This window comes from Streptomyces sp. NBC_00210 (genome assembly GCF_045160975.1).
Classification (GTDB): Bacteria; Actinomycetota; Actinomycetes; order Streptomycetales; family Streptomycetaceae; genus Streptomyces.
Genome location: NZ_CP108120.1, coordinates 1526370 through 1545739 on the forward strand (window position 1 = coordinate 1526370; position 19370 = coordinate 1545739).

The 19370-nt window shown below is 69.9% G+C and carries 20 protein-coding genes and 2 pseudogenes; 12 read left to right on the forward strand and 10 right to left on the reverse strand.

Going from position 1 to position 19370, the window contains the following annotated elements; all coding sequences use genetic code 11:
- Window position 1: 1 nt before the first annotated feature.
- Entirely contained in the window at window positions 2–112 is a 111-nt protein-coding gene (gene pqqA / locus OG729_RS06870; RefSeq protein WP_360880703.1) for a pyrroloquinoline quinone precursor peptide PqqA, read from the reverse strand.
- Between the two features lie 292 nt (window positions 113–404).
- On the opposite strand from pqqA, the gene OG729_RS06875 reads away from it, so the two are divergent.
- The 3 genes from OG729_RS06875 (at window position 405) to OG729_RS06885 (ending at window position 2524) form a co-directional block, all read left to right on the forward strand.
- Window positions 405–1241 (forward strand): aldo/keto reductase, encoded by an 837-nt coding sequence (locus OG729_RS06875; RefSeq protein WP_405804944.1) that lies wholly within the window; start codon window positions 405–407, stop codon window positions 1239–1241.
- Window positions 1242–1452: 211 nt separating this feature from the next.
- The gene (locus OG729_RS06880) at window positions 1453–1875 is read left to right on the forward strand and encodes a hypothetical protein (protein ID WP_360880697.1); all 423 of its coding nucleotides are present in this window, start codon (window positions 1453–1455) and stop codon (window positions 1873–1875) included.
- Window positions 1876–2068: 193 nt separating this feature from the next.
- Complete coding sequence (locus OG729_RS06885) at window positions 2069–2524, forward strand: RICIN domain-containing protein (protein ID WP_405804945.1); 456 nt, start codon at window positions 2069–2071, stop codon at window positions 2522–2524.
- Between the two features lie 40 nt (window positions 2525–2564).
- Here the strand turns inward: OG729_RS06885 and OG729_RS06890 are convergent.
- Together OG729_RS06890 and OG729_RS06895 are read right to left on the reverse strand one after the other, a co-directional pair.
- Window positions 2565–3368, reverse strand: a pseudogene (locus OG729_RS06890) (AraC family transcriptional regulator); the annotation flags it as partial.
- Between the two features lie 109 nt (window positions 3369–3477).
- A complete protein-coding gene (locus tag OG729_RS06895) occupies window positions 3478–4122 on the reverse strand; it encodes a dihydrofolate reductase family protein (RefSeq protein ID WP_360880691.1) in 645 nt (214 codons plus the stop codon).
- A gap of 707 nt (window positions 4123–4829) precedes the next feature.
- On the opposite strand from OG729_RS06895, the gene OG729_RS06900 reads away from it, so the two are divergent.
- Window positions 4830–5324 carry a hypothetical protein gene (locus tag OG729_RS06900; RefSeq protein ID WP_360880688.1) on the forward strand — a complete coding sequence of 165 codons (495 nt, stop codon included), beginning with the start codon at window positions 4830–4832 and terminating at the stop codon, window positions 5322–5324.
- Between the two features lie 115 nt (window positions 5325–5439).
- Here OG729_RS06900 and OG729_RS06905 read toward each other — a convergent pair whose 3' ends face one another.
- On the reverse strand, window positions 5440–5745 hold the full coding sequence (locus tag OG729_RS06905) for a 4a-hydroxytetrahydrobiopterin dehydratase (RefSeq protein ID WP_360880685.1): 306 nt from the start codon (window positions 5743–5745) through the stop codon (window positions 5440–5442).
- Between the two features lie 110 nt (window positions 5746–5855).
- Here OG729_RS06905 and OG729_RS06910 point away from each other — a divergent pair, with 110 nt between their 5' ends.
- Entirely contained in the window at window positions 5856–6362 is a 507-nt protein-coding gene (locus tag OG729_RS06910; protein WP_405804947.1) for an FBP domain-containing protein, read from the forward strand.
- Between the two features lie 7 nt (window positions 6363–6369).
- Here OG729_RS06910 and OG729_RS06915 read toward each other — a convergent pair whose 3' ends face one another.
- On the reverse strand, window positions 6370–7908 hold the full coding sequence (locus tag OG729_RS06915) for an ATP-dependent DNA ligase (protein ID WP_405804949.1): 1539 nt from the start codon (window positions 7906–7908) through the stop codon (window positions 6370–6372).
- A gap of 513 nt (window positions 7909–8421) precedes the next feature.
- Window positions 8422–9033 (reverse strand): TetR family transcriptional regulator C-terminal domain-containing protein, encoded by a 612-nt coding sequence (locus OG729_RS06920; protein WP_360880676.1) that lies wholly within the window; start codon window positions 9031–9033, stop codon window positions 8422–8424.
- A gap of 88 nt (window positions 9034–9121) precedes the next feature.
- Between OG729_RS06920 and OG729_RS06925 the strand changes: the two genes are divergently transcribed.
- From OG729_RS06925 to OG729_RS06940, 4 genes are all read left to right on the forward strand, one after another.
- Window positions 9122–9640, forward strand: coding sequence for a PH domain-containing protein (locus OG729_RS06925; protein WP_405804950.1), 519 nt, complete (start codon window positions 9122–9124; stop codon window positions 9638–9640).
- Window positions 9637–11172: a PH domain-containing protein gene (locus OG729_RS06930; protein ID WP_405804951.1), complete on the forward strand. Its 1536-nt coding sequence runs from the start codon at window positions 9637–9639 to the stop codon at window positions 11170–11172. The genes OG729_RS06925 and OG729_RS06930 overlap by 4 nt, the downstream gene beginning before the upstream one ends.
- 85 nt (window positions 11173–11257) lie before the next feature.
- Window positions 11258–12319 carry a phosphatidylinositol-specific phospholipase C domain-containing protein gene (locus OG729_RS06935; protein ID WP_405804952.1) on the forward strand — a complete coding sequence of 354 codons (1062 nt, stop codon included), beginning with the start codon at window positions 11258–11260 and terminating at the stop codon, window positions 12317–12319.
- Window positions 12320–12508: 189 nt separating this feature from the next.
- Entirely contained in the window at window positions 12509–13189 is a 681-nt protein-coding gene (locus tag OG729_RS06940; protein WP_405804954.1) for a helix-turn-helix domain-containing protein, read from the forward strand.
- Between the two features lie 50 nt (window positions 13190–13239).
- Here OG729_RS06940 and OG729_RS06945 read toward each other — a convergent pair whose 3' ends face one another.
- Window positions 13240–13641 (reverse strand): DUF4234 domain-containing protein, encoded by a 402-nt coding sequence (locus tag OG729_RS06945; RefSeq protein ID WP_405804955.1) that lies wholly within the window; start codon window positions 13639–13641, stop codon window positions 13240–13242.
- 608 nt (window positions 13642–14249) lie between these two features.
- Between OG729_RS06945 and OG729_RS06950 the strand changes: the two are divergent.
- The 3 genes and pseudogenes from OG729_RS06950 to OG729_RS06960 all read left to right on the forward strand — a co-directional run.
- A pseudogene (locus OG729_RS06950) lies at window positions 14250–14816 on the forward strand (PHB depolymerase family esterase); the annotation flags it as partial.
- A gap of 216 nt (window positions 14817–15032) precedes the next feature.
- Entirely contained in the window at window positions 15033–16463 is a 1431-nt protein-coding gene (locus OG729_RS06955; RefSeq protein ID WP_405811077.1) for a tannase/feruloyl esterase family alpha/beta hydrolase, read from the forward strand.
- An 87-nt stretch (window positions 16464–16550) separates the two neighbouring features.
- A complete protein-coding gene (locus OG729_RS06960) occupies window positions 16551–16970 on the forward strand; it encodes a hypothetical protein (protein WP_405804956.1) in 420 nt (139 codons plus the stop codon).
- Between the two features lie 49 nt (window positions 16971–17019).
- Here OG729_RS06960 and OG729_RS06965 read toward each other — a convergent pair whose 3' ends face one another.
- The 3 genes from OG729_RS06965 to OG729_RS06975 all read right to left on the reverse strand — a co-directional run bounded on the left by OG729_RS06965 (window position 17020) and on the right by OG729_RS06975 (window position 19353).
- Window positions 17020–17829, reverse strand: coding sequence for a hypothetical protein (locus OG729_RS06965; protein ID WP_405804957.1), 810 nt, complete (start codon window positions 17827–17829; stop codon window positions 17020–17022).
- Window positions 17829–19100: a VWA domain-containing protein gene (locus OG729_RS06970; RefSeq protein WP_405804958.1), complete on the reverse strand. Its 1272-nt coding sequence runs from the start codon at window positions 19098–19100 to the stop codon at window positions 17829–17831. The genes OG729_RS06965 and OG729_RS06970 overlap by 1 nt, the downstream gene beginning before the upstream one ends.
- Before the next feature lie 91 nt (window positions 19101–19191).
- Window positions 19192–19353, reverse strand: coding sequence for a hypothetical protein (locus OG729_RS06975; RefSeq protein WP_360880652.1), 162 nt, complete (start codon window positions 19351–19353; stop codon window positions 19192–19194).
- Window positions 19354–19370: the final 17 nt, after the last annotated feature.

Consider the following 19370-nt stretch of genomic DNA (forward strand, 5'->3'; position numbering starts at 1 on the left):
CCTAGCGGTCGGTCAGTGCGTAGGCGGTGACCTCGAGAGCGGTCTCGACGACCACATACTCCGGGGTCTGCCAGTTGACCGTTTCCTCCGATGTTTCCTTGCTGTCCTGCATGAGCCGTACCTGCCTTCCTGAGATGTGGGGGTCAGGAGTGATTCATGAGTGATTGCGCCGTGACGCATGGTGGAGCAGGACTGGACGCCTGTTCACATGAGCGACCGGCGTTCAGCTATGTGCCATAGAGTTGCGTCTTGATGAGACGCGGTCAATGGTCCGGACCGATAAGGTCGGAGCTGTATCACGCCAACTTCGGTGGCGGGAATGCACCCAGGGGGTAGATCGTTGACCCTTCGCGTGCATTCGAGTGCATCCGAGTACCAGCCGACGACGTAAGGATCGACCGCTCGTGAGCAAGGTCCCCTCCATCAGCCTCAACAATGGCGTCGCGATGCCGCAGCTCGGCTTCGGCGTCTGGCAGGTGCCCGACGACGAGGCGGCGAAGGCGGTCGGCCTGGCCCTGGCGGCCGGCTACCGCAGCATCGACACCGCAGCCATCTACGAGAACGAAGAGGGCACCGGCCGTGCCGTCGCCGCCTCCGGCATCCCCCGCGAGGAACTCTTCATCACCACCAAACTGTGGAACAGCGAGCAGGGGTACGACTCCACGCTGCGCGCCTTCGACGCCTCGCTGGACAGGCTGGGCCTCGACCACATAGACCTGTATCTGATCCACTGGCCGGTGCCCTCGAAGGGTGCGTACGTGGACACGTACAAGGCCTTCGAGAAGATCTACGCCGACGGCCGCGCCAAGGCGATAGGCGTCTCCAACTTCCTTCCGGAGCACCTGACCCGACTGATCGAGGAGACCTCGGTCGTCCCCGCCGTGAACCAGATCGAGCTGCACCCGCAGCTCCAGCAGGCGGAACTGCGCGCCTTCCACACCCAGCACGGCATCAAGACCGAGGCCTGGTCTCCACTCGGCCAGGGCAGGGGCCTGCTGGAGGTCCCGACGGTCGTCGCGATCGCGCAGAAGCACGAGCGCACACCGGCCCAGGTGGTGCTGCGCTGGCATCTGCAGATCGGCAATGTCGTGATCCCCAAGTCCGTGACCCCGTCCCGGATCCAGGAGAACATTGATGTCTTCGGCTTCGAGCTGGACGACGAGGACATGAGCGCTCTGGCCGCCCTGGACGAGGGCAAGCGCCTCGGCCCGAACCCGGCGACGTTCGACTACGGCGCCTGAGCGACGAATCGCCCTGGCTCGGGCCGACTCGGCCCGACTCTCAGCCACAGCCTCATGGGTCTCATACGACAGCGCCGCCCGGCACGAGCCGGGCGGCGCTGTCGTATGAGGCGCGTCGGCGCCGGGCGCGTCGATTCATCATATTTACGACCACTATGTCTAGGTTTGGTGATCCACAGTTCCACCGTTCCCTCACCCAGGAGAGCCCCCAATGGAGCGTTTCAGACGCGCATCCGTCGCCGGAGTCGCGACCGCCGCCGTGCTGGCCGGGTCGGTCGGCGTAGCAATGGCCGTCGTGTCCCCGACACCTCCCGCGCGGACGTCGGCAACCGGCCAGGACAGCGCGCGGCCAGACCCCGTACGACCCGAGTTGACCGCGACAGCCACCGTGAGCGGCGTCCGGGCATGGGAGCAGTTCCGTGTCTACGGAGCCGCCAGGCACCTGTCCCCCGGCACCACGGTGACGCTCCAGCAGAAGCAGGGCGACACATGGGTGACTCTGCCGGCGTCCATGCAGCTCAATCACAGGTCGAGCTTCAAGATGCGCGTCTACCTCGGCCTCAAGGGCCAGAACAAGCTGCGGATCGTCGGGGGCGGCACGCGCTCGCCGGTCTTCAAGGTCGCGGTGCGCTGACTCGGCAGTGCACCGCTGGACAGTGCACTGAGCACGGGCTGAGCCCTCGCAGCCGTGAGGCGTCCGGCGAGGGCTTCGTTCATTCGGCCCGGCGGTCATACGGCCCGGCGCTCATTCGGCCCGGCGGCGTGTCAGACCCCTCTCGTACGATCGTTCTGCGCGACGCGACACCGCAGAGCAAGGAGTACGGACATTGAGCGGGCCACTGAAACCTGGGCTCTACCTGGTGCGCAACATCGGCAGCGGGCTGCTCCTGGAGGTGTACGGCGGAGCCAAGGGCGGCGGAGCCGTTGTCCAGCAGGCCAAAGAAACGGGGACCCCGGGCCAGCAGTGGCAGATCGACCCCGTGCCGAACGGCAGCGGGCTCTACCACTTCGTGAACGCCGCCAGCGGCAAGCGGCTGGACGTCGCGAACGCGTCGACCGAGAACGGCGCCCGTATCCAGCAGTGGCGGCCCAACAACTTCGGGGCCCAGGAGTGGATCGTCGAGAGACATCTGGACGCCCCGGGCACCGTCACGATCGTCAGCTTCATCAGCGGTCTGCTGCTCGAAGTCGCGGACGGCAGCAAGGACGACGGCGCGCGGGTGCAGCAGTGGGAGGACACCGACTCGCCCGGCCAGTGGTGGCAGCTGGAGCCCTGCACCTGATTCCCGCTCCCCTGCTCCGTACCGGCAGGCGGCGGCGCGGTCACGACGATTGTTGTTGCGGCTCCGGCAACACGCCGCCCGCGCGGTGTTCCTGCGGGCTGATGCCCCGTACGCGCTTGAAGGCGGCGCTCAGCGCGAAGGACCCGCTGTAGCCGACCTTCCTGGCCACCGCCTCGACCGTCGCATCAGTGTCACGCAGCAGATCCGCCGCGAGCGTGAGCCGCCAGCCGGTGAGATACGCCATCGGGGGCTCCCCCACCAACTCGTTGAACCGGCGCGCGAGTCCGGCCCTGGAGACCCCGCACTCGGCGGCCAGCGACGCGACCGTCCAGGGATGGGCGGGGTCGTCCTGCAGCGGCCGCAGCGCCCTGCCCACCACCGGGTCGCCCATGGCGACGTACCAGGCGGGTGCCGCCGCGTCGGGGCGGGAGAACCAGGCCCGCACCACGGCGATCAGCACCAGGTCGAGTACCCGGTCGAGGACGACGCTCTGGCCCGGCTCGTCCCGGGAGATCTCGTCGTCGAGCACTGGCATCAGCGGGCAGTTCCAGATGTCGGCGGGCAGATGGAGCAACTCGGGCAGCGCGTCCAGGAGACGCCCGCTGACCTCGCCCTTCATCTGGTACGTCCCGACCAGCATGGTGGCCGAGCCCTGCGGGTCGTTGCCCCAGCTCCGTACGCCCAAGTGCATGGACTCCGCGAGCGGTTCGCCCTGCAGGGTGTGACAGGTGCCGCCGGGGCCGATGACGGCCATCGGCTCACGCATGAGCTGATCCGCGGTGGTGTACATGCCCGGTCCGCGCGCGATCGCGACATCGCCCGGGCGCAGCAGCACGGGGAGGCCACGGCGGCCCGGGTTCCCGCCCCCCGCCGTTCGTCACTCCACGCGCAGCGCGGCATTGGCCTGCACCCATTCACCGCCGATGACACGGACCCACCTGGCGCGGGGGGCTTCAGTCGTCGCGCCCGGCACCACGATCGGGTGCGCTCATGTCCCCCGTCGCGGGCGTGCCATCGGCGAGCCCGTAGCGCAGGTACACGGTGCCCTTCGGACCGGCTACCGGCGGTTCGAGGAGTGTGACGTTCGTGGGCACCGCGCCACCGTCGAACACCTTCTTCCCGACGCCGAGCACGATCGGGTGCACCCAGAGGTCGAGACGGTCGAAGAGCTTCTCGCGCAGGAGGGTCTGCACCAGGTTCAGGCTCCCGACGACCTTCACATGCTCGTGCCGGTCACGGATCTCGCGCACCGCACCGGCCAGATCCGGGCCGAGCTGCGTGGACCCGGCCCACGAGAGGTCGGGCCTGCCGCGGGAGGCCACGTACTTCGGGACGCTGTTGAAAAGCGTGGCGATCTCGTTGTCCTCGCCACCCTCCTGGTACGGCCAGTAGGCGGCGAAGATGTCATACGTCCGCCGGCCGAGCAGGAGGGCGTCCGTGCCCTCGTACGCGGCACCGACCTGCGCCCCGGCGACCTCGTCCAGCAGGGGCGCCTGCCAGCCGCCGAACGGGAACCCCACCGGGTCCTCGTCGGGGCCGCCGGGCGACTGCCCGACGAGGTCGAGGGTTGCGAACATCTCGATGTGGATGAGGCCCATGACTTACTCCCGATGAGTTGGTTTTCGGTCGGGAGGTAGACCCGTGGGCGCCGGCAGACTCATCGCCGCGACGGCACCCAGCTTCGTACTCGCCGACCGCCTCGCCCGGTGCATCGGTCACCACCCCGTCCCGCAGCCGGCGTCCTTGCGACGCCCGGCACCAGGCTCGGCAGGTATGCCGTGCGCCTTGATCCAGGCCGCACGTCCGATTCCTCGAACAGCATATGCCGACCGATCTTGAAGCGCGCAGCACGATGCCCCCTGCTCACGCCACCAGGCCGGGACGCCGCAGCGGAACTCCCCGCTCACGACGGATCACAGGCCGCGTCCAAACCGGTGGCTGCCTTGCCTCCAGCGTCACCGCAGGTCACCGGCGCGATCTACGGCCGTGGTACTAGGATTCGCGGCAATGTCAGCGCTGGAACGCTGGAGTGTTTGATGCGCAAATCCTTCCGCTCTTCACCGCCGCGTTGACCACGGCAGCACTGATCGCATCGTCAGCGTGCGACAGTGCTCGGACCGATACGAGAGCCGCGGCCGCCCGTACCCTCGCGCCGACGCCAAAGGATTTTTCCGGTCAGGTCGGCGTGGGCGGCGGTCGGAAAAAATCTATGAACGGGCATGGCCGGGCCGTCTGCGGGCCGGGCGAGGCGGCCGACCTTGATCCTTCTCTGCTCGCCGAGCGAGTTTTCTGCTAGGAAGCAGTCATGGAAGCTGCACTGGTCGGACTTGCAGGCACAACGGTGGGGGCTGTAACTGGCTTTGCGGGCGCATGGCTTGCTCAGCGCGGACAGGTACGTATCCAGCAGGAACAACGAGCACATGCAGAACAGGTCCGCTGGCTGGATGACAAGAAGGGCCTGTACAGGGACCTCTTGATCAGGCTCTACGGCTGGCATGACTCTCTCGCCTCCATCTTGAAGGACGAGGATGACGGGAAGCTGCTCGACAATCGGTCGGCCGCTTACAAGTGGATCGTCGAGGCGTCCCTCATATCCGGCGACGAGGTTCGTTCCGCTGTGAGTGAGGTGCACAGTGCCCTGCTCCGGGTCCGGCCCGTGGCCTTCGGGGGCAGCTCAACGGCGGACGAATGGCCGCTCCAGGGCGTGGAGGACGGCCTTTCAGCGCTGGAAGATGCGCTACGGGCCGAACTGGCCATGCCGGCGCGCGTGGGTTCGCGACCCCGGCTGGGCCGGCGTTGACGATCGAGGTCGTGCCACAACTGCGTCCGCCGCGTGACCGAAGGTTCCTCGCGCCTCCACAGTGATCCGTCGTCGCGGACACCGGCCCCTGGGTCCGTGTCCCCGACGCGTCGGCTCAGCTCGCGCCGTGGCCTGCGGCGATCTCCTCCACCCGCTGGGCGAGCTCGAAGTCCTTCTCGGTGACCGCGCCACCCGCGTCGTGGGTGTTCACCGACACAGCGACAGTGTTGTAGCCCAGCGTCAGATCCGAGTGATGGTTCAGCTTGTCCTGGATCTGGGCGATGTGCACGACCATCGCGGTCGCCGCGAAGTGGTTGGGGAGGCGGTACGTGCGGGCGATCCGGTCGCCTTCCAGGGACCAGCCGGGGAGCTCCCGCAGGCGGTCCTCGATCTCCTTCTGCGACAGCGGCTCTGTGGGCATGACCGGGATCCCTTCAGGAAACGGCTCAGGAAGCGGCTCAGGAAACGGTGGCGGCTTCGGCCACCTTAAATGGGATGCCCGTGCAAACGCGCTCTGTGTACGTTCCATCGGTGGAACCACTGACCGAAAAGCAGATACGCGGATCCTTCGTCAACTGCACGAAGGGCGAGGCCACGCGCATGAAACTGCCCCTCGACTTCGCCGAGCTCCCCTGGGACGACCTCGACTTTCTCGGCTGGACCGATCCGGGTGCGCCGCTGCGCGCGCATTTTGTGTTGCCCCGGGAGGGCCGTCCGGTGGGCGTGACCCTGCGGGTGCCTTCCGCCGGACGGACCAGTGCCGTCAAGTCCAGCATGTGCCAGGCCTGCTTCACGGGGCATGCCTCGTCCGGGGTGACCCTGTTCGCCGCCCCGCTGGCCGGGGCCGCTGGGCGGGAGGGGAACACCGTGGGTACGTACCTCTGTGCGGATCTCGCCTGCTCGCTGTACATCCGCGGCCGGAAGCAGCCCAAGCTGCGCGGCGGACTGCACGAGGAGACGCTCGGCCTCGACGAGCGTATCGCCCGCACGGTCGACAATCTCACGGCCTTCACCGAGAAGGTGCTGGGGCTGCGCTGAGCCGGGGTCAGCCGCGGGAATCCAGGACCTGCTCGATGGTGTCGGCCTGCTCGGCGGGCTTGTCGGGGCGGTGGCGCAGCACTCGCGCGAAGCGCAGTGTGACGCCGGCCGGGTAGCGCGGGGAGCGCTGCACTCCGTCGTACGCGATCTCGACGACGAGTTCGGGGCGGACCGTCACCGTGAACCCGTCGTCCCCGGTTGCCAGTTCACGCAGCCGCTCCGTCTGCCAGCGCAGCATCTCGTCGGTGAGGCCTTTGAAGGTCTTGCCGAGCATGACGTACGTACCGTCGGCGGCCCGTGCGCCGAGGTGGAGGTTGGAGAGGAGCCCGGTGCGTCTGCCGTGGCCCCATTCGGCGGCCAGGACGACGAGGTCCAGGGTGTGGACGGGCTTGACCTTGAGCCAGGAGCGGCCGCGGCGGCCCGCGACGTAGGGCGCGTCGAGCGCTTTGACGAGGACGCCCTCGTGGCCGCGGCGCAGGGTTGCGGTGAAGAACTCCTCGGCGGCGGCGGTCTGCTGGGCGTCCGCCGGGTCCTCGATGAGCGTACGGCGCACACGCATCGGCTCGGGTACGAGGCGGGCGAGGGCGCTGTGCCGTGCGGTGCCGGGGAGGTCGAGGGTTGGCTCCCCGTCGGCGGCGAGCACATCGAAGAAGACGGGCGAGAGAGGCAGCGTGGCCCGGGCGGCGTCCACGTCGACGCGTGAGCCGACGCGGGAGGCGATGTCCTGGAAGGACACGGGGCGCCCGGCCGGGTCCAGGGCGATCACCTCGCCGTCCAGGATGAACTGGTCGCCCGTCATCTGCCGTGCCACGTCGGTGACTTCGGGGAGGCGGTCGGTGATGTCGTCCAGGGACCGGGTGTAGATCCGGATGTCGTCGCCGCGGCGGTGCAGCTGGATGCGGATGCCGTCCAGTTTCTCCTCGACCGCGCAGGGGGCGTCGAGGGCATGGGCCGCTTCGGTGACCGTCTTCGCGGTGTGGGCGAGCATGGGCAGTACGGGGGTGCCGACGCGGAGTTGGAACTGCTGGAGGGCGGAGGGTCCTTCGGCGAGCAGGGCGCGGGCGACGCGGGGCAGCGAGCCCTCGAGCATGACGGCACGGCGTACGTCTGTGGCGGGTGCGCCGGCGGCTTTCGCGACGGCCTCCAGGGCGATCGCGTCGAGCGCGCCCTGGCGTACTTCGCCTATCAGCAGCCGCCTGAGGAACTCCTGCTCATCGGCCGTGGCGGAGGCCATGAGGTCGTGGACGAGGCGCTTGCGCTCGCCCTGGGAGCCGGGGCCCGTGACGTCGGCGAGCGCGGTGAGCGCGGTGTCGGTGGCGGAGACGGTGAGGGTGGGGGTGGCCGCGGGAGGGGTGGGCTCTTTGAGGACGCTCCAGCCGATGCCGATGCGGCCTTGGGGGAGGCGGCCGGCGAGATAGGCGATGACGAGGGCGACGTCCTCGGGGCGGGTGCCGACGAAGAGGTCGGCGAGCGCGGCGATCTTCCGCGAGCGGGCGGAGGTAGCGGCGACGTCTCGTGACGTGCCGGCGAGCCGGGCCAGAAGCATGGGGCCATGGTGCCTCGCGGGGGCGGGGGGCGCACGCGGGGTACGCGGTGCGGTGCGGGTTGCGTGGGGGGTGCGAGGGTCCGCGGGTCGCGTTGCGGGCGGCCTGCGGGGTACGGGGGTCCGCGGGTCGCGTTGCATGGGGTCGCGTTGCATGGGGGCGCGTCGGGTGCGGGGGGCGAGGGTCCGCAGGTCACGTTGCGTGGGGGTCCGCGGGTCGTGTTGCGCGGGTCCGTCGGGCGTGGGGTGCCGTGGCTCGGCCGGGGAGCTTCCCCTACCCGCCCTCCCCCAGAGCTTCGCCTGGGTGGGGGTGCCCCCGGCGCAGCCAGGGGGAGTACCCCCATCCCGAAACCGAGGCTCCGCCCCGGACCCCGTAGGGAGTTCGGGAGCTGCCCCCCGGCCCTGAAGCGCCGGCTTCGCGGCGCCGGAACCCGGCCGAGCCACCGCACCCACGGTGCGGCCGTTGCCGGGAACCCTAGGTCCCTGCGAATGCGCCCCACGAGGGCGCGGCGCCCTTCACCCCACGAACAGCCCCTCCAGATACCCGTCCAGCAGCCCCAGTGCCCGCTCCGCCCCCTGCACCCCCAGCAGCGTGTACGCCGTCAACCCGTCCACCAGGCTGATCAGCCGCATCGCCTCGTCATCCGCATCCCGGCCCGCCACCACCTCCCCCCGCTCCATCGCCTCCCTCAACAGCCCCGCGAAGAACTCCGCCAGCTTCGGGATCCCCTCCTGCGCCTCCGCGCGCAGCCGGTCGTCGTGGACCGCGCGTGCGAAATACGCCGCGCCCACCAACGCCCCCACCCGGCTCTTCTCGTCCAGCGGCAGCATCCCCGCCAGGCATTCGCGCAGCACCGTCCGCGGTGGCGGTTCGCCGCCCAGGTCCGCCGCCACCGCCGACACTCGCTCCCGGATCCGCCGGTCCGCCAGGACGTTGATGTGCCGCAGGGCGAAGAGCAGCATCTCGTCCTTCGTACGGAAGTAGTGCTGCAGCCTGCCCAGCGAGATGTCCGCCTCCGCGGCGACGTCCCGCAGGCTCACCCCGTCGAGCCCCCGCGTGCTCGCGATCCTCCAGAGCGCCTCGGAGATCTCCAGGCGTCTGGCCTCGTGGTCGACCTTCTTCGGCACCGGCAACCGCCTTTCTTTTACAAGTCACTTGTACCGTTGTAACGTATCGCCATCCAATACAGTTGACTTGGAAAGGGTGACTGCCGACATGTCCCTCCACGCCGCCCCCCGCCTGCGGCCGCCCCGGCACCAGGTCGACCCCCGAGCCCGGCGCTGGTGGACCGTCCAAGCGCTCATAGTCGTGAGCGGACCGATGCTCCTTACGGCGTTCACCCTCGCCCTGCTCTCCGCGCTGTTCTTCGCCGGAGCGCTCCCCTGGCTCGGTCCCCTGCTCCTCGTCACTCTCGTACTGCCGGCGCTCGGCTATCTGACCCTCATGCCGCGCCGCCGATACACCGTGCACGCCTGGGAGCTCGGCACCCACTCCGTCTACGCGGCGGGCGGCTGGCTCTGGCAGAAGCGCAGGATCGCGCCACTGTCACGGGTGCAGACCGTCGACACGGTGCGCGGCCCCGTACAGCGGCGGTACGGGCTTGCAACGCTCACCGTCACCACCGCGTCCACCGCGGGCGACATCAAGATCGCCGGGTTGTCGGACGCGGATGCCGAGGAGCTGTCGCGGCGTATCGGCGAGGCAGCCCAGGCAGTGCCGGGGGATGCCGCGTGAACAACGCACCGGCGTCCATGCCCTGGCACCGGCCCGATCCGCGCACGCTGCTCGTGCACTGCGGCTGGCTGGCCCCGCCTCTCGGCTCGCTCGCTCTGACCGCCCTGGCCACCGGCGGGCGGATACCCGCAAGCGGCTGGATCACCCTCGCCGCCCTCGCGCTCTCCTTTGCAGTCGTCACCGCCATCGGCCTGATCCGCTGGTCCCGTACGCACTACCAGGTCACCGCCGACTCCTTGGCCATCCGCAGCGGAGTGCTGACCACGCGCCTGCGCACCGTCCCGCTGCACCGCATCCGCAGCGTCGATCTGACCGCCACGCCACTGCACCGGCTGCTCGGCCTCACGGTCGTCAGGGCGGGCACCACCACAAGCGGCGACGGCCGGGGCGAGATCGCCCTGAACGCGGTGCCGGTCCGCGACGCGCACCGGCTGAGCGGCGCGCTGCTCGCGCGTGCCGACAGCCGCGCGCTCGCCGACGACCCGGTGCTCAGCCGGATCGACTGGCGCTGGCTGCGCTACGCGCCGCTCACCTTCTGGGTGATCGGCGGCGTGGGCGTCGTCGCCGGCACCGTCTACCGGATCCTCGACGGCGTCGGCGTGGAGCTGTGGCGGGTGGGCTTCGTCCAGAACGCGTTCAGGCAGTTCGGCAACAGCGTGCTGTGGCTGACGGTCCCCGCGGCCCTCGTCGCCGTGATCGCCCTCGGCTCCGTCGGCGCCCTCGCGACGTACGTCGAGAACTGGTGGGGTTTCTCGGCCGCATGGACCGACGCGCGCACGCTGACCGTACGCCGCGGGCTGCTGACCACGCGCTCGGTCAGCATCGAACGCGCCCGGCTGCGCGGAGTCCTGCTCCGTGAGCCGCTGCTGCTGCGCGCCGGTGGCGGGGCGAGCGCCGCCGCGGTCGCCGGCGGGCTCGGGAACCGGGAGGAGGCCCGCGCACGCAGCGTCCTGCTCCCGCCCGCTCCGCGCGACGAGGCACTGCGCGTCGCCGCAGGTGCGCTGCGTACGCCCCGACTACCCCTTGTATCGGTCGAGTTGGAACGACATCCCCGCGTCGCCCTACGGCGCCGGATGATGCGCGGGATGCTTCTCTTCGTCCTCCCGGTGACCGCTGCGCTGCTGATTCCCGGCGCGCTGCTGACATCCGTACTGCTGCACTGCGCGTGGATCTTCGCGCTGGTGGCGACGCCTGCGGTGTGGCTGCTGGCCCGGGACGCGTACCGCAGTCTCGGCCATGCGCTGCACGGCCCGCATCTCCTTGTCCGCGCCGGGACGTTCAGCCGCGACACCCTCGCCCTGGAGCGGGACGCGATCGCCGCCTGGACCTTCTCCAGCTCGCCCTTCGCCCGCCGGGCCGGGCTCGTGACGATCACGGCGGCGGTGGCAGCGGGCGAACACGGCTACCACATACGGGACTTCCCGGCGGACCGGGCGCCCGCGTTCGCCGCCGTGACGGCCCCCGGCATCCTGGACGAGTTCCTCGATCACGGCTCACGCCCCGAAGCCTCCGTAACGGCGAAGCATCTGTAACGGCCGGGTACAGTCTCCCCACGGTTCACACAACTCCCCTAACCTTCCGTCGACTTGATAGACACGACGTAAAGACAGGGGACCCATGGGGAAGTTCTCGCGTGCTGCCGCGACCACAGCAGTCGCGGCCGGACTGCTCGCCGCCGCACTCACTCCGGCACAGGCCGCCGCGCCCGGTTCGGCGGACCCCGGGCAGCTGCCCTACTCCTCGGCCACCTGGGTGGGCGTCCACAACGCCTACGAGAAGGGGAAGTACAGCTACTTCGCCGACGCTCTCGACTCCGGCGCGGGGATGCTCGAACTCGACGTCTGGACGAATGTGTTCGGCCGGTCGTGGCGGGTGTCGCACAGCAACCCCGTCGGCAACGACAACAACTGCGAGAACGCCGCGAACCCCGCCGAGCTGCGCACCAAGTCCCGCAACCAGGATCTCGGCGGCTGCCTCGCGGACATGAGAGCCTGGCACGACGCCCACCCCGGCCACCGGCCCATCCTCATCAAGGTCGAGATGAAGGACGGCTTCCAGGGCAAGAACGGACGCGGTCCCGCCGCGCTGGACGCCCTGCTCTCGGCCAGGCTCGGCGACGCGCTGTACCGTCCGGCGGACCTGGCGGGCGGGCAACCGAACCTCGACACGGCCACACGGACGAACGGCTGGCCCGCGCGTTCGGCGCTCGCGGGCAAGTTCGTGATCGAGCTCATCCCGGGCACGGTCGAGACGGGCAACCCGTTCGACACGCTGTGGACCGACCGGGAATACGCCACGTATCTGCGTGATCTCGCGGCGGCGGGCCGGCTGCGCGAGGCGGGCGCGTTCCCCGCGGTCCTCGGCGCTTCGGCGGGTGACCCCCGCACCCGGTATGCCGACGCCGGTATTCGCCCGTGGTTCGTCCTGTTCGACGGTGATGCCTCCGCCTACGCGGGCGGCTCCATCGACACGTCCTGGTACGACCGGAACCGCTACCTCGTCGTCATGACCGACGCGGCGGGTGTCGCGCCCGCGATCGACGGTACGAACCCGACGGAGACTCAGGCCCGGGACCGCGTCGCGCTGTTGGCGGGCCGCAGTGCGAGCGTGGTCTCGGCCGACTGGTATCCGCTGCCTGCCGTGCTGGCGACGGTGGTGCCGCGGGGCGCCGGTCAGTAGCGAAAACGCATAACTCACGCCACAAGAGTCACAGGGGCTACACAGAACGAACTCCAATGGTTTACCTTTCACCCACATGTGGATGAGCGCCACGGGCGCGCCCCACGTGCCGCCCCGGCCGGAACCCCCGTCCAGCCGGGGCACCTTCTTTGCCGCCGCGGCGCCGCCATGTCGTATTACGGTCGGCGGATGACAACTGTCGCGTCCGGCACGGGAGTAGGACCACTGTTGCGCGGCTGGCGCGAGCGGCGCGGGGTCAGCAAGCTGGAACTGGCCCTTCGCGCGGACTCCTCGGCCCGTCACATCAGCTTCATAGAGACGGGACGCTCCCGCCCGAGCGAAGCGATGATCCTGCGCCTGGCGGAGCACCTGGAGATCCCCGTACGGGAGCGCAACGCCTTGCTGCTGGCGGCCGGTTACGCGCCTCGGTACGCCGAGACCTCGCTCGACGACCCCGCGATGGGGGCGCTGCGCGAGGGGATCGAGCGACTGCTCCAGGGGTACGAGCTGTTTCCGGCCATTGTCGTCGACGGCGTGTACACGGTGGTCGCTGCGAACCGGGGCATCGCGATGCTGCTGGAGGGCCTGCCGGAGCGCCTGCTCACGCCGCCGCTGAACGCCATGCGGATCACGCTCCACCCGGAGGGACTGTCCGCACGGATCCGCAATCTGCGGGAGTGGCGCGGCCATCTGCTGGCCCAGATGGAGCGCCAGATCGCGCTCGCCCGCTCCAAGCCGCTGCGGGAGCTGTACGACGAGGTCGCCGCGTATCCCCTGCCGCCGGAGACGGACGGCGGCCCGGCGGACCGGGCGGACCCGGCGACGGTCAAGTACTGCCAGGGGCTGTCAGCTGCTGCCGGTCGACCCTGACCATCGGCTGAATCGCTCTCCGGAGCCGTGCCCAATTACCCGTTTACCCGTCAGACCGCGAGAGGTACCTGCTCACCCTCAACCGGGTTCTGGTAATGGGTCCAGATCTGGTTCAGCTCGTGCTGGTAGTACAGCGGGTACAAAACAATAAAAATCAAGAGGACGATTCCGATCCAGGGGTTGCAGGTGGGCTGCATCCCCGCCGACTTCTGCATTCGGGCAATGCGCTGACCAGTGTTGTAGACCGAAACGAAGGGGGGAACGATCACCACCCAGCCAACGGTTATTGCCAGCACGGACAGTACTGGGTTGACTTCGATTCGCGGATCAAAATCCCGGGCCTCGCGATTCACCTTGTAGTACCAGACGAGGTGGTAGATGCCCAGCGTGATCAGCGGCCAAATCAGCCCAACGAGGAAGATGTTACGAATCTTGCCGGCGTGACCAGACATGAAGCACCTCCCAATCCAGTGGATTCGGTTACTCGCAAGGAACGCGCCGAGGACCCCAACTAGGCAATGACAGTCCGTGCCGTCGCAGCGATCGCTCTTCATCGACACGCGAGGCTGGCGGAACCGCTCCTGCGAGCGAGAAATATTCGTTGGATGAGGTCTGATTCCTACATGTCCAGTGCACCACTACCCATCGGAATGCGCACGCCAGCGGGGTTGCCCCGCGCGGGCGGTACCCAGGGCCGCTCGTAGCAGGCGGACGGCGCTCAGGCAACGGGGTGTGCGCCGCAGTCGGCGGGCAACGCTATGGGTGGCGTCACCATTTCCGGGGCGCGAGATCGTTTCTAGCGTGATCGGCACCTCGGTACGCCTGCGGGAGGTCCTTGATGCCGTTGCCCCCATACCTGCCCCGTCCGGTCAGGATCCTCGGTTCCTTACTCGCCCTGCTCCTTGCCACCTTGTGGCTCGCCACCGCGCCCGCCGCGCACGCGGCCGCACTGGACACGCCCGCCGCGCACGCGGCCGCAGTGGATACACCCGCGCCGCACGCGGCCACCGTGCCGCTGGAACGAGTGAGCGACTTCGGTGCCAATCCCGGCGCTCTGAACATGTACGTGTACCGGCCGGCGAGCCTGCCCGCGCATCCTGCGGTCGTCGTCGCACTGCACGGCTGCACACAAAGCGCCCAGGTCTACGCCGACAACTCCGGGCTGACCACCTTCGCCGACCGGCACGGCTTTCTGCTGGTCTTCGCAGAGACGACGTCCGCGAACAACTTCAGCACATGCTTCAACTGGTTCCAGCCGATCGACAACCGGCGCGGCCAGGGCGAGGCCGCGTCGATCCGGCAGATGGTCGCTCATGCGGAGAGTGCGTACGGCGCCGATGCGGCGCGTACGTACGTCACGGGGCTCTCGGCCGGGGGAGGGATGACCTCGGTGATGCTCGCGGCCTACCCGGACGTGTTCGAGGCGGGCGCAGTGATCGCCGGGCTGCCGTACGACTGCACCAAGGACACCGGGCCCTTCGTCTGTATGGACCCCGGGGTGGACCGGGCGCCCGCGGTGTGGGCGCAGCGCGTGCGCGATGCCTATCCGGGGTACTCGGGGCCCTGGCCGCGGATGGCGATCTGGCACGGCGACAAGGATTCGAAGGTCGTCCCGAGGAACGCCGACGAGCTGCGGGACCAGTGGACCGCGGTGCACGGGGTGGACCAGAGTCCGGACCGTACGTCCACGATCGGACCCAACCAGACGCGCAGGGAGCAGTATCTGGCGGCGGACGGCAGGGTCGTCGTCGAGGTCGACCGGGTGCCCGCGATCGGACATGGCACGCCGGTTGATCCCGGCAGCGGGTCCGAGCAGTGCGGACAGACCGGCACCGCGAACTTCATCGCCTCGATCTGCTCCAGCTACTGGATCACCGGCTTCTTCGGTCTTGACGGGTCGGCGACCGCTTCCTCCGGCACCGGGTCCAAGGTCACCGGAGCGGTCGCGGCCGCCCGGACCGGGCACTGCCACCGGACCGACCGACTGCACGTGCCCGGCGCCGAGCGTCAAGTCATCTCCTGCCTCGGCGAGTTGACAACGGCCGGGACGGTCGCCTCCGGCCACACCGATCAGGCGGACTGGGCCGGGCTCACCCCGGCCGGCCTTGCCATGCCCAGTGGCGTGCCCGGCATCCAGATCGACGGCTACTTCCCCGACACGTCCACCGCCAACACCAACCACGGGTGGAAGCACGACGCGCAGTTCGTCGTCAGGCTGCCCGACCGCTGGAACGGCGGACTCGTCGTCGCGGGCTCCCCCGGGGTGCGCGAGCAGTACGCCAACGACCGCGCCATCGGTGACTGGGTCCTCTCCCGCGGCTATGCGTTCGCCGCCACCGACAAGGGGAACACCGGCGCGGGCTTCTACCGCGACGGCGCCGCGCCCGGCGAGGCGATCGCCGAATGGAACGACCGGGTGACCGAGTTGACGAGGGCCGCCCGTGCGGTCGTCGCCCAGCGCTACCACCGCCCGCCGACCCGCACCCTCGCCACCGGCATGTCCAACGGCGGCTATCTGGTGCGCTGGCAGCTGGAGAACCACCCCGAGCTCTATGACGGCGGCGTGGACTGGGAAGGCACACTCTGGCGCGCGAGCGGGCCGAATCTGCTCACCTTCCTGCCGCCCGCGCTGCGTCACTACCCGGTCTACGCCGCCGGCGGACCCGGCGCGGACGAGGCGCACCGGGCGATGCTCGCCGCTGGTTATCCGGCGGGGTCGGAGTTCCTGTGGCCCTTCCACCATCAGTACTACTGGGATCTGACACAGCGGATCTACCGGGAGGAGCTGGACCCGGCCTACGACGGGCCGGCCGAGGCAGGGACCCCGTACTGCGCACCGGGCACACCCGCCTGCGACGCGGACTACGACTACGCGTCCCGGCCGCGGCAGGTGCACCGTGCCGTCGCATCGATCGGGCTGACCGGCCGGATCGGCAAGCCGCTGATCACCCTGCACGGCACCCTCGATGTGCTGCTGCCCATCGCGCAGGACTCCGATGTGTACGCCCGGATGGTGCGCGACGCGGGCCGCGGCGGGCTGTTCCGTTACTACCGCGTCGACGGGGGCACCCATGTCGACTCGCTGTACGACGCCTTCCCGGACCGGCTGCGGCCGTTGACTCCCTGCCACCGCTCCGCGTTCACGGCGCTGGAGGCGTGGATCGGCCGGGGCAGCGAGCCTCCGCCCAGTCACACCCTGCCCCGCCCGGCGGAGGCCGGTCCCGGCGCCCTGCTCACCGACTGTTCGATCGGCGGCACAAAAGCCCGGTCCTGAGCAATCCCCTGCGGTACGGGCACCGAATAACAGCCGTGTGGCGGCACTCCGGACAGCGGTGTGCCGGACCCGGCTGTGGGGGCACAGGTGCGAGCGACCGTACGGGTACGTGTACTTGCGGTGGACGGGCCACAGGTGTGGATCGCCGTGAGCGGCAGGCTCTCCAGGACCACCGCTCCGGCGCTCGCGCAGGCTTTGCTGCTGCGCGAGGCCGAGGGGTTCACCGCGTTCTTCGTGGATGTCAGCACGCTCACCGACGACTGGGAGCTGACTTTCGACGAGGTACGGGAGGTGTTCCCATGCGGCCGCAGGCTTGCGTTCCACCTCATCGGCCCCGCCGATGACCTTCGGCTGCAACCCGGGCGCGATCCTCGGTTCGTCTTCCATCCCGGACCGGCTTCGGCGTGGTCCGTCTGGATGAACGGCCCCTCGACGAAGGGCCGGCAAGCCGGCTGCCCGTCCGCGCGCACCAGAAGCCGCAGGAGTTCCCTCGGCAGCATCACCTGAACGGGGACCGGTGGCCACGGCGAACGCCGCCGTGGCCACCGTCGGGCTTTCAGGCAGCCGGCGGTACGCGCCCGGGGCGGCCGGAGCCGCGAGTGATCGAGTAGCCCGCGATGGCCGCGAGCGCCCCGAGCAGACCCCCGGCCACGGTCCAGATCCAGCGGTCGGACCACCAGCCGGACGCCCAGCCGCCGTTCGGCTCACTGAGGGCGGCCGCCTGCTTCGGCGCGCTCCCCTCCTCGTCCTTCGTCGTGGCACCGGCCACCAGCGGGGCGGCGAGCGATCCGTCGCCCGCGTGCGCGCCGCCCGAGTCGGCCGACGTGGCCTCGACCTCGGCGCGCACCGGCAGACCGAGGTCCTCCTCGGGAAGGTCGGTGACCGTCAGGCGTACGTAGTAGCTGCCGGGCAGCGGGTCGTTGTCCCACGGCTCCGCCCAGGAACGCACCGTACGGAGCGTGCAGGACAGCTCGACCGTCGCCGCGTCCTTGGCCGCGCCCCTGGTCTGCATGCCGTACATGCAGGACTGGCGTCGGCGCAGCCCGTCGTACACATCGAGCTGCCAGGTGGATCCGCCGTGTCGGTCGGCGGACTCGGGCAGGGTGACCTTGGCCTTCACCGTGGCCCGCTGCCCGGCGTCGGCGGGGAAGACCCAGTACAGGTAGTCACCGGCGGATGCGGTGGCTGTCGCCTTCTGGCCCTGCTCGATCGCGGTGGCGTCACGGAAGCCGGTGCCCGCCTTGGTCGGCGCGGCCGCGCTCTTGCTCGGGGTCGGCGACGGGTCGTCCGCCGCGGCGGCGCCCGCGGCGGAGAACAGGGCGGTGGCAGCCAGCAGAGTGGTCGTCAGTGCGCGTGCGGTACGCATCAGTTGGTCCTCCAGACGGCGATACGCCAGCGCGAGATCCAGCCCCACAGCAGCCCGGCCACCAGACCGGTGAGCACGAGGGCGGCCAGCAGCCACCAGCCGCGGCCGAGGCCGAAGGAGGCGACGTCCGAGGCCTCGTCGGGCGCGTCCACCAGGTCGACGGTCAGCTCAACGGGCAGCCCGGGCTCGGTCTTCACGGACACAGGCGCCGAGAAGGAGTTGCTGACCTGCAGACAGACGGTCTCCGCGGCGGGTTTGACCTCGTCGGCGTCGTCGAGCTGAGCCTTGGGATAGCGCAGCCCGGCGGAGATCACATCGGTGCGCCCGTTGCCGGCCTCCGAGCCGCGGACGATTTCCCTGCCGTGCACGGTCACGGCCCGCAGCAGTACGCCGTAGTCCTTGTTGACGGCCCGGTCGGCGGCGACGCTGACGGAGGCGCGCAGCTCCTGCCCGGGCAGGACGTCGACGCGATACCAGCGGTGCCGGCCGAACGTCTCGCGGTCGCTGTAGAGGCCCGGCTTCAGCTGCGGGGCCTTCGCGCACTCCTTCGCGCCCTCGGTCGCCACCGGCGTGACGACCGGTTCGGCGGCGCGGTCCACCAACTGGCTGACCCGGTCGGAGAGTTCGTCGGTGTGCTGCACCGAGGTGTAGGTGCCGCCGGTCGCCTCGGCGATACAGCTGAGCTGGTCACGGGTCTTGGCGTCCGGGACCAGGCCCAGTGTGTCGATGACGAGGTGAATCCCCTTGGCGGCGATGTCGCGTGCCACTACGCACGGGTCGAGCGGGGCACAGGTGTCCTCGCCGTCCGTGATGAGCACGATCCGCCGGGTCGCGTCGCCGCCTTCGAGGTCGTCGGCGGCGCCGAGCAGCGCGGGCCCGATCGGCGTCCAGCCGGTGGGGGCGAGGGTCGCCACAGCGGTCTTCGCCTCGGTCCGGTCGAGCGGTCCGACGGGGTAGAGCTGCTTGGTGTCCTTGCACCCGAGCTTCTTGTCCTTGCCCGGGTAGTCGGCCCCGAGCGTGCGTATGCCGAGCTGCACTTCTTGCGGAACCGCGTCCAGTACCTCGTTGAACGCCTGCTTCGCAGCCGCCATGCGGCTCTGGCCGTCGATGTCGCGGGCCCGCATGGAGCCGCTGACGTCGAGCACCAACTCGACCTTGGGGGATGCCTTGGCCACCGGTTCGTCGGCGGCGGCGCCTGCCGGGAAGAGCCCGGCAGCCAGGGCGGCGAGCAGGCCGCACACCCCGGCCGCCAGCCGTTTTCTTGTGATCATCGCTGGATGGTATTGATGATCGCCCGGCGATCCAAAACGGGTCGGCGGCACGGGGGTTGCGGGCAGGTCACCCCCTGCCCGGGGGCGGAGCTCAGGCTGCCCCGTCGTCGGCCGCTCGACGATGGTCGCCGGCTGCCGGTGGGACGGCGTCGGGGTCGGTCTCGACGCTGCGGGACGGATCCTCCGGCTCCGTGGAACGTGCTGCTTCTGCGCGGAGCATGGCGTTGAGTGCTGCGAAGGGGTCGATGGGCATGGCTGTGCACCTCGCGG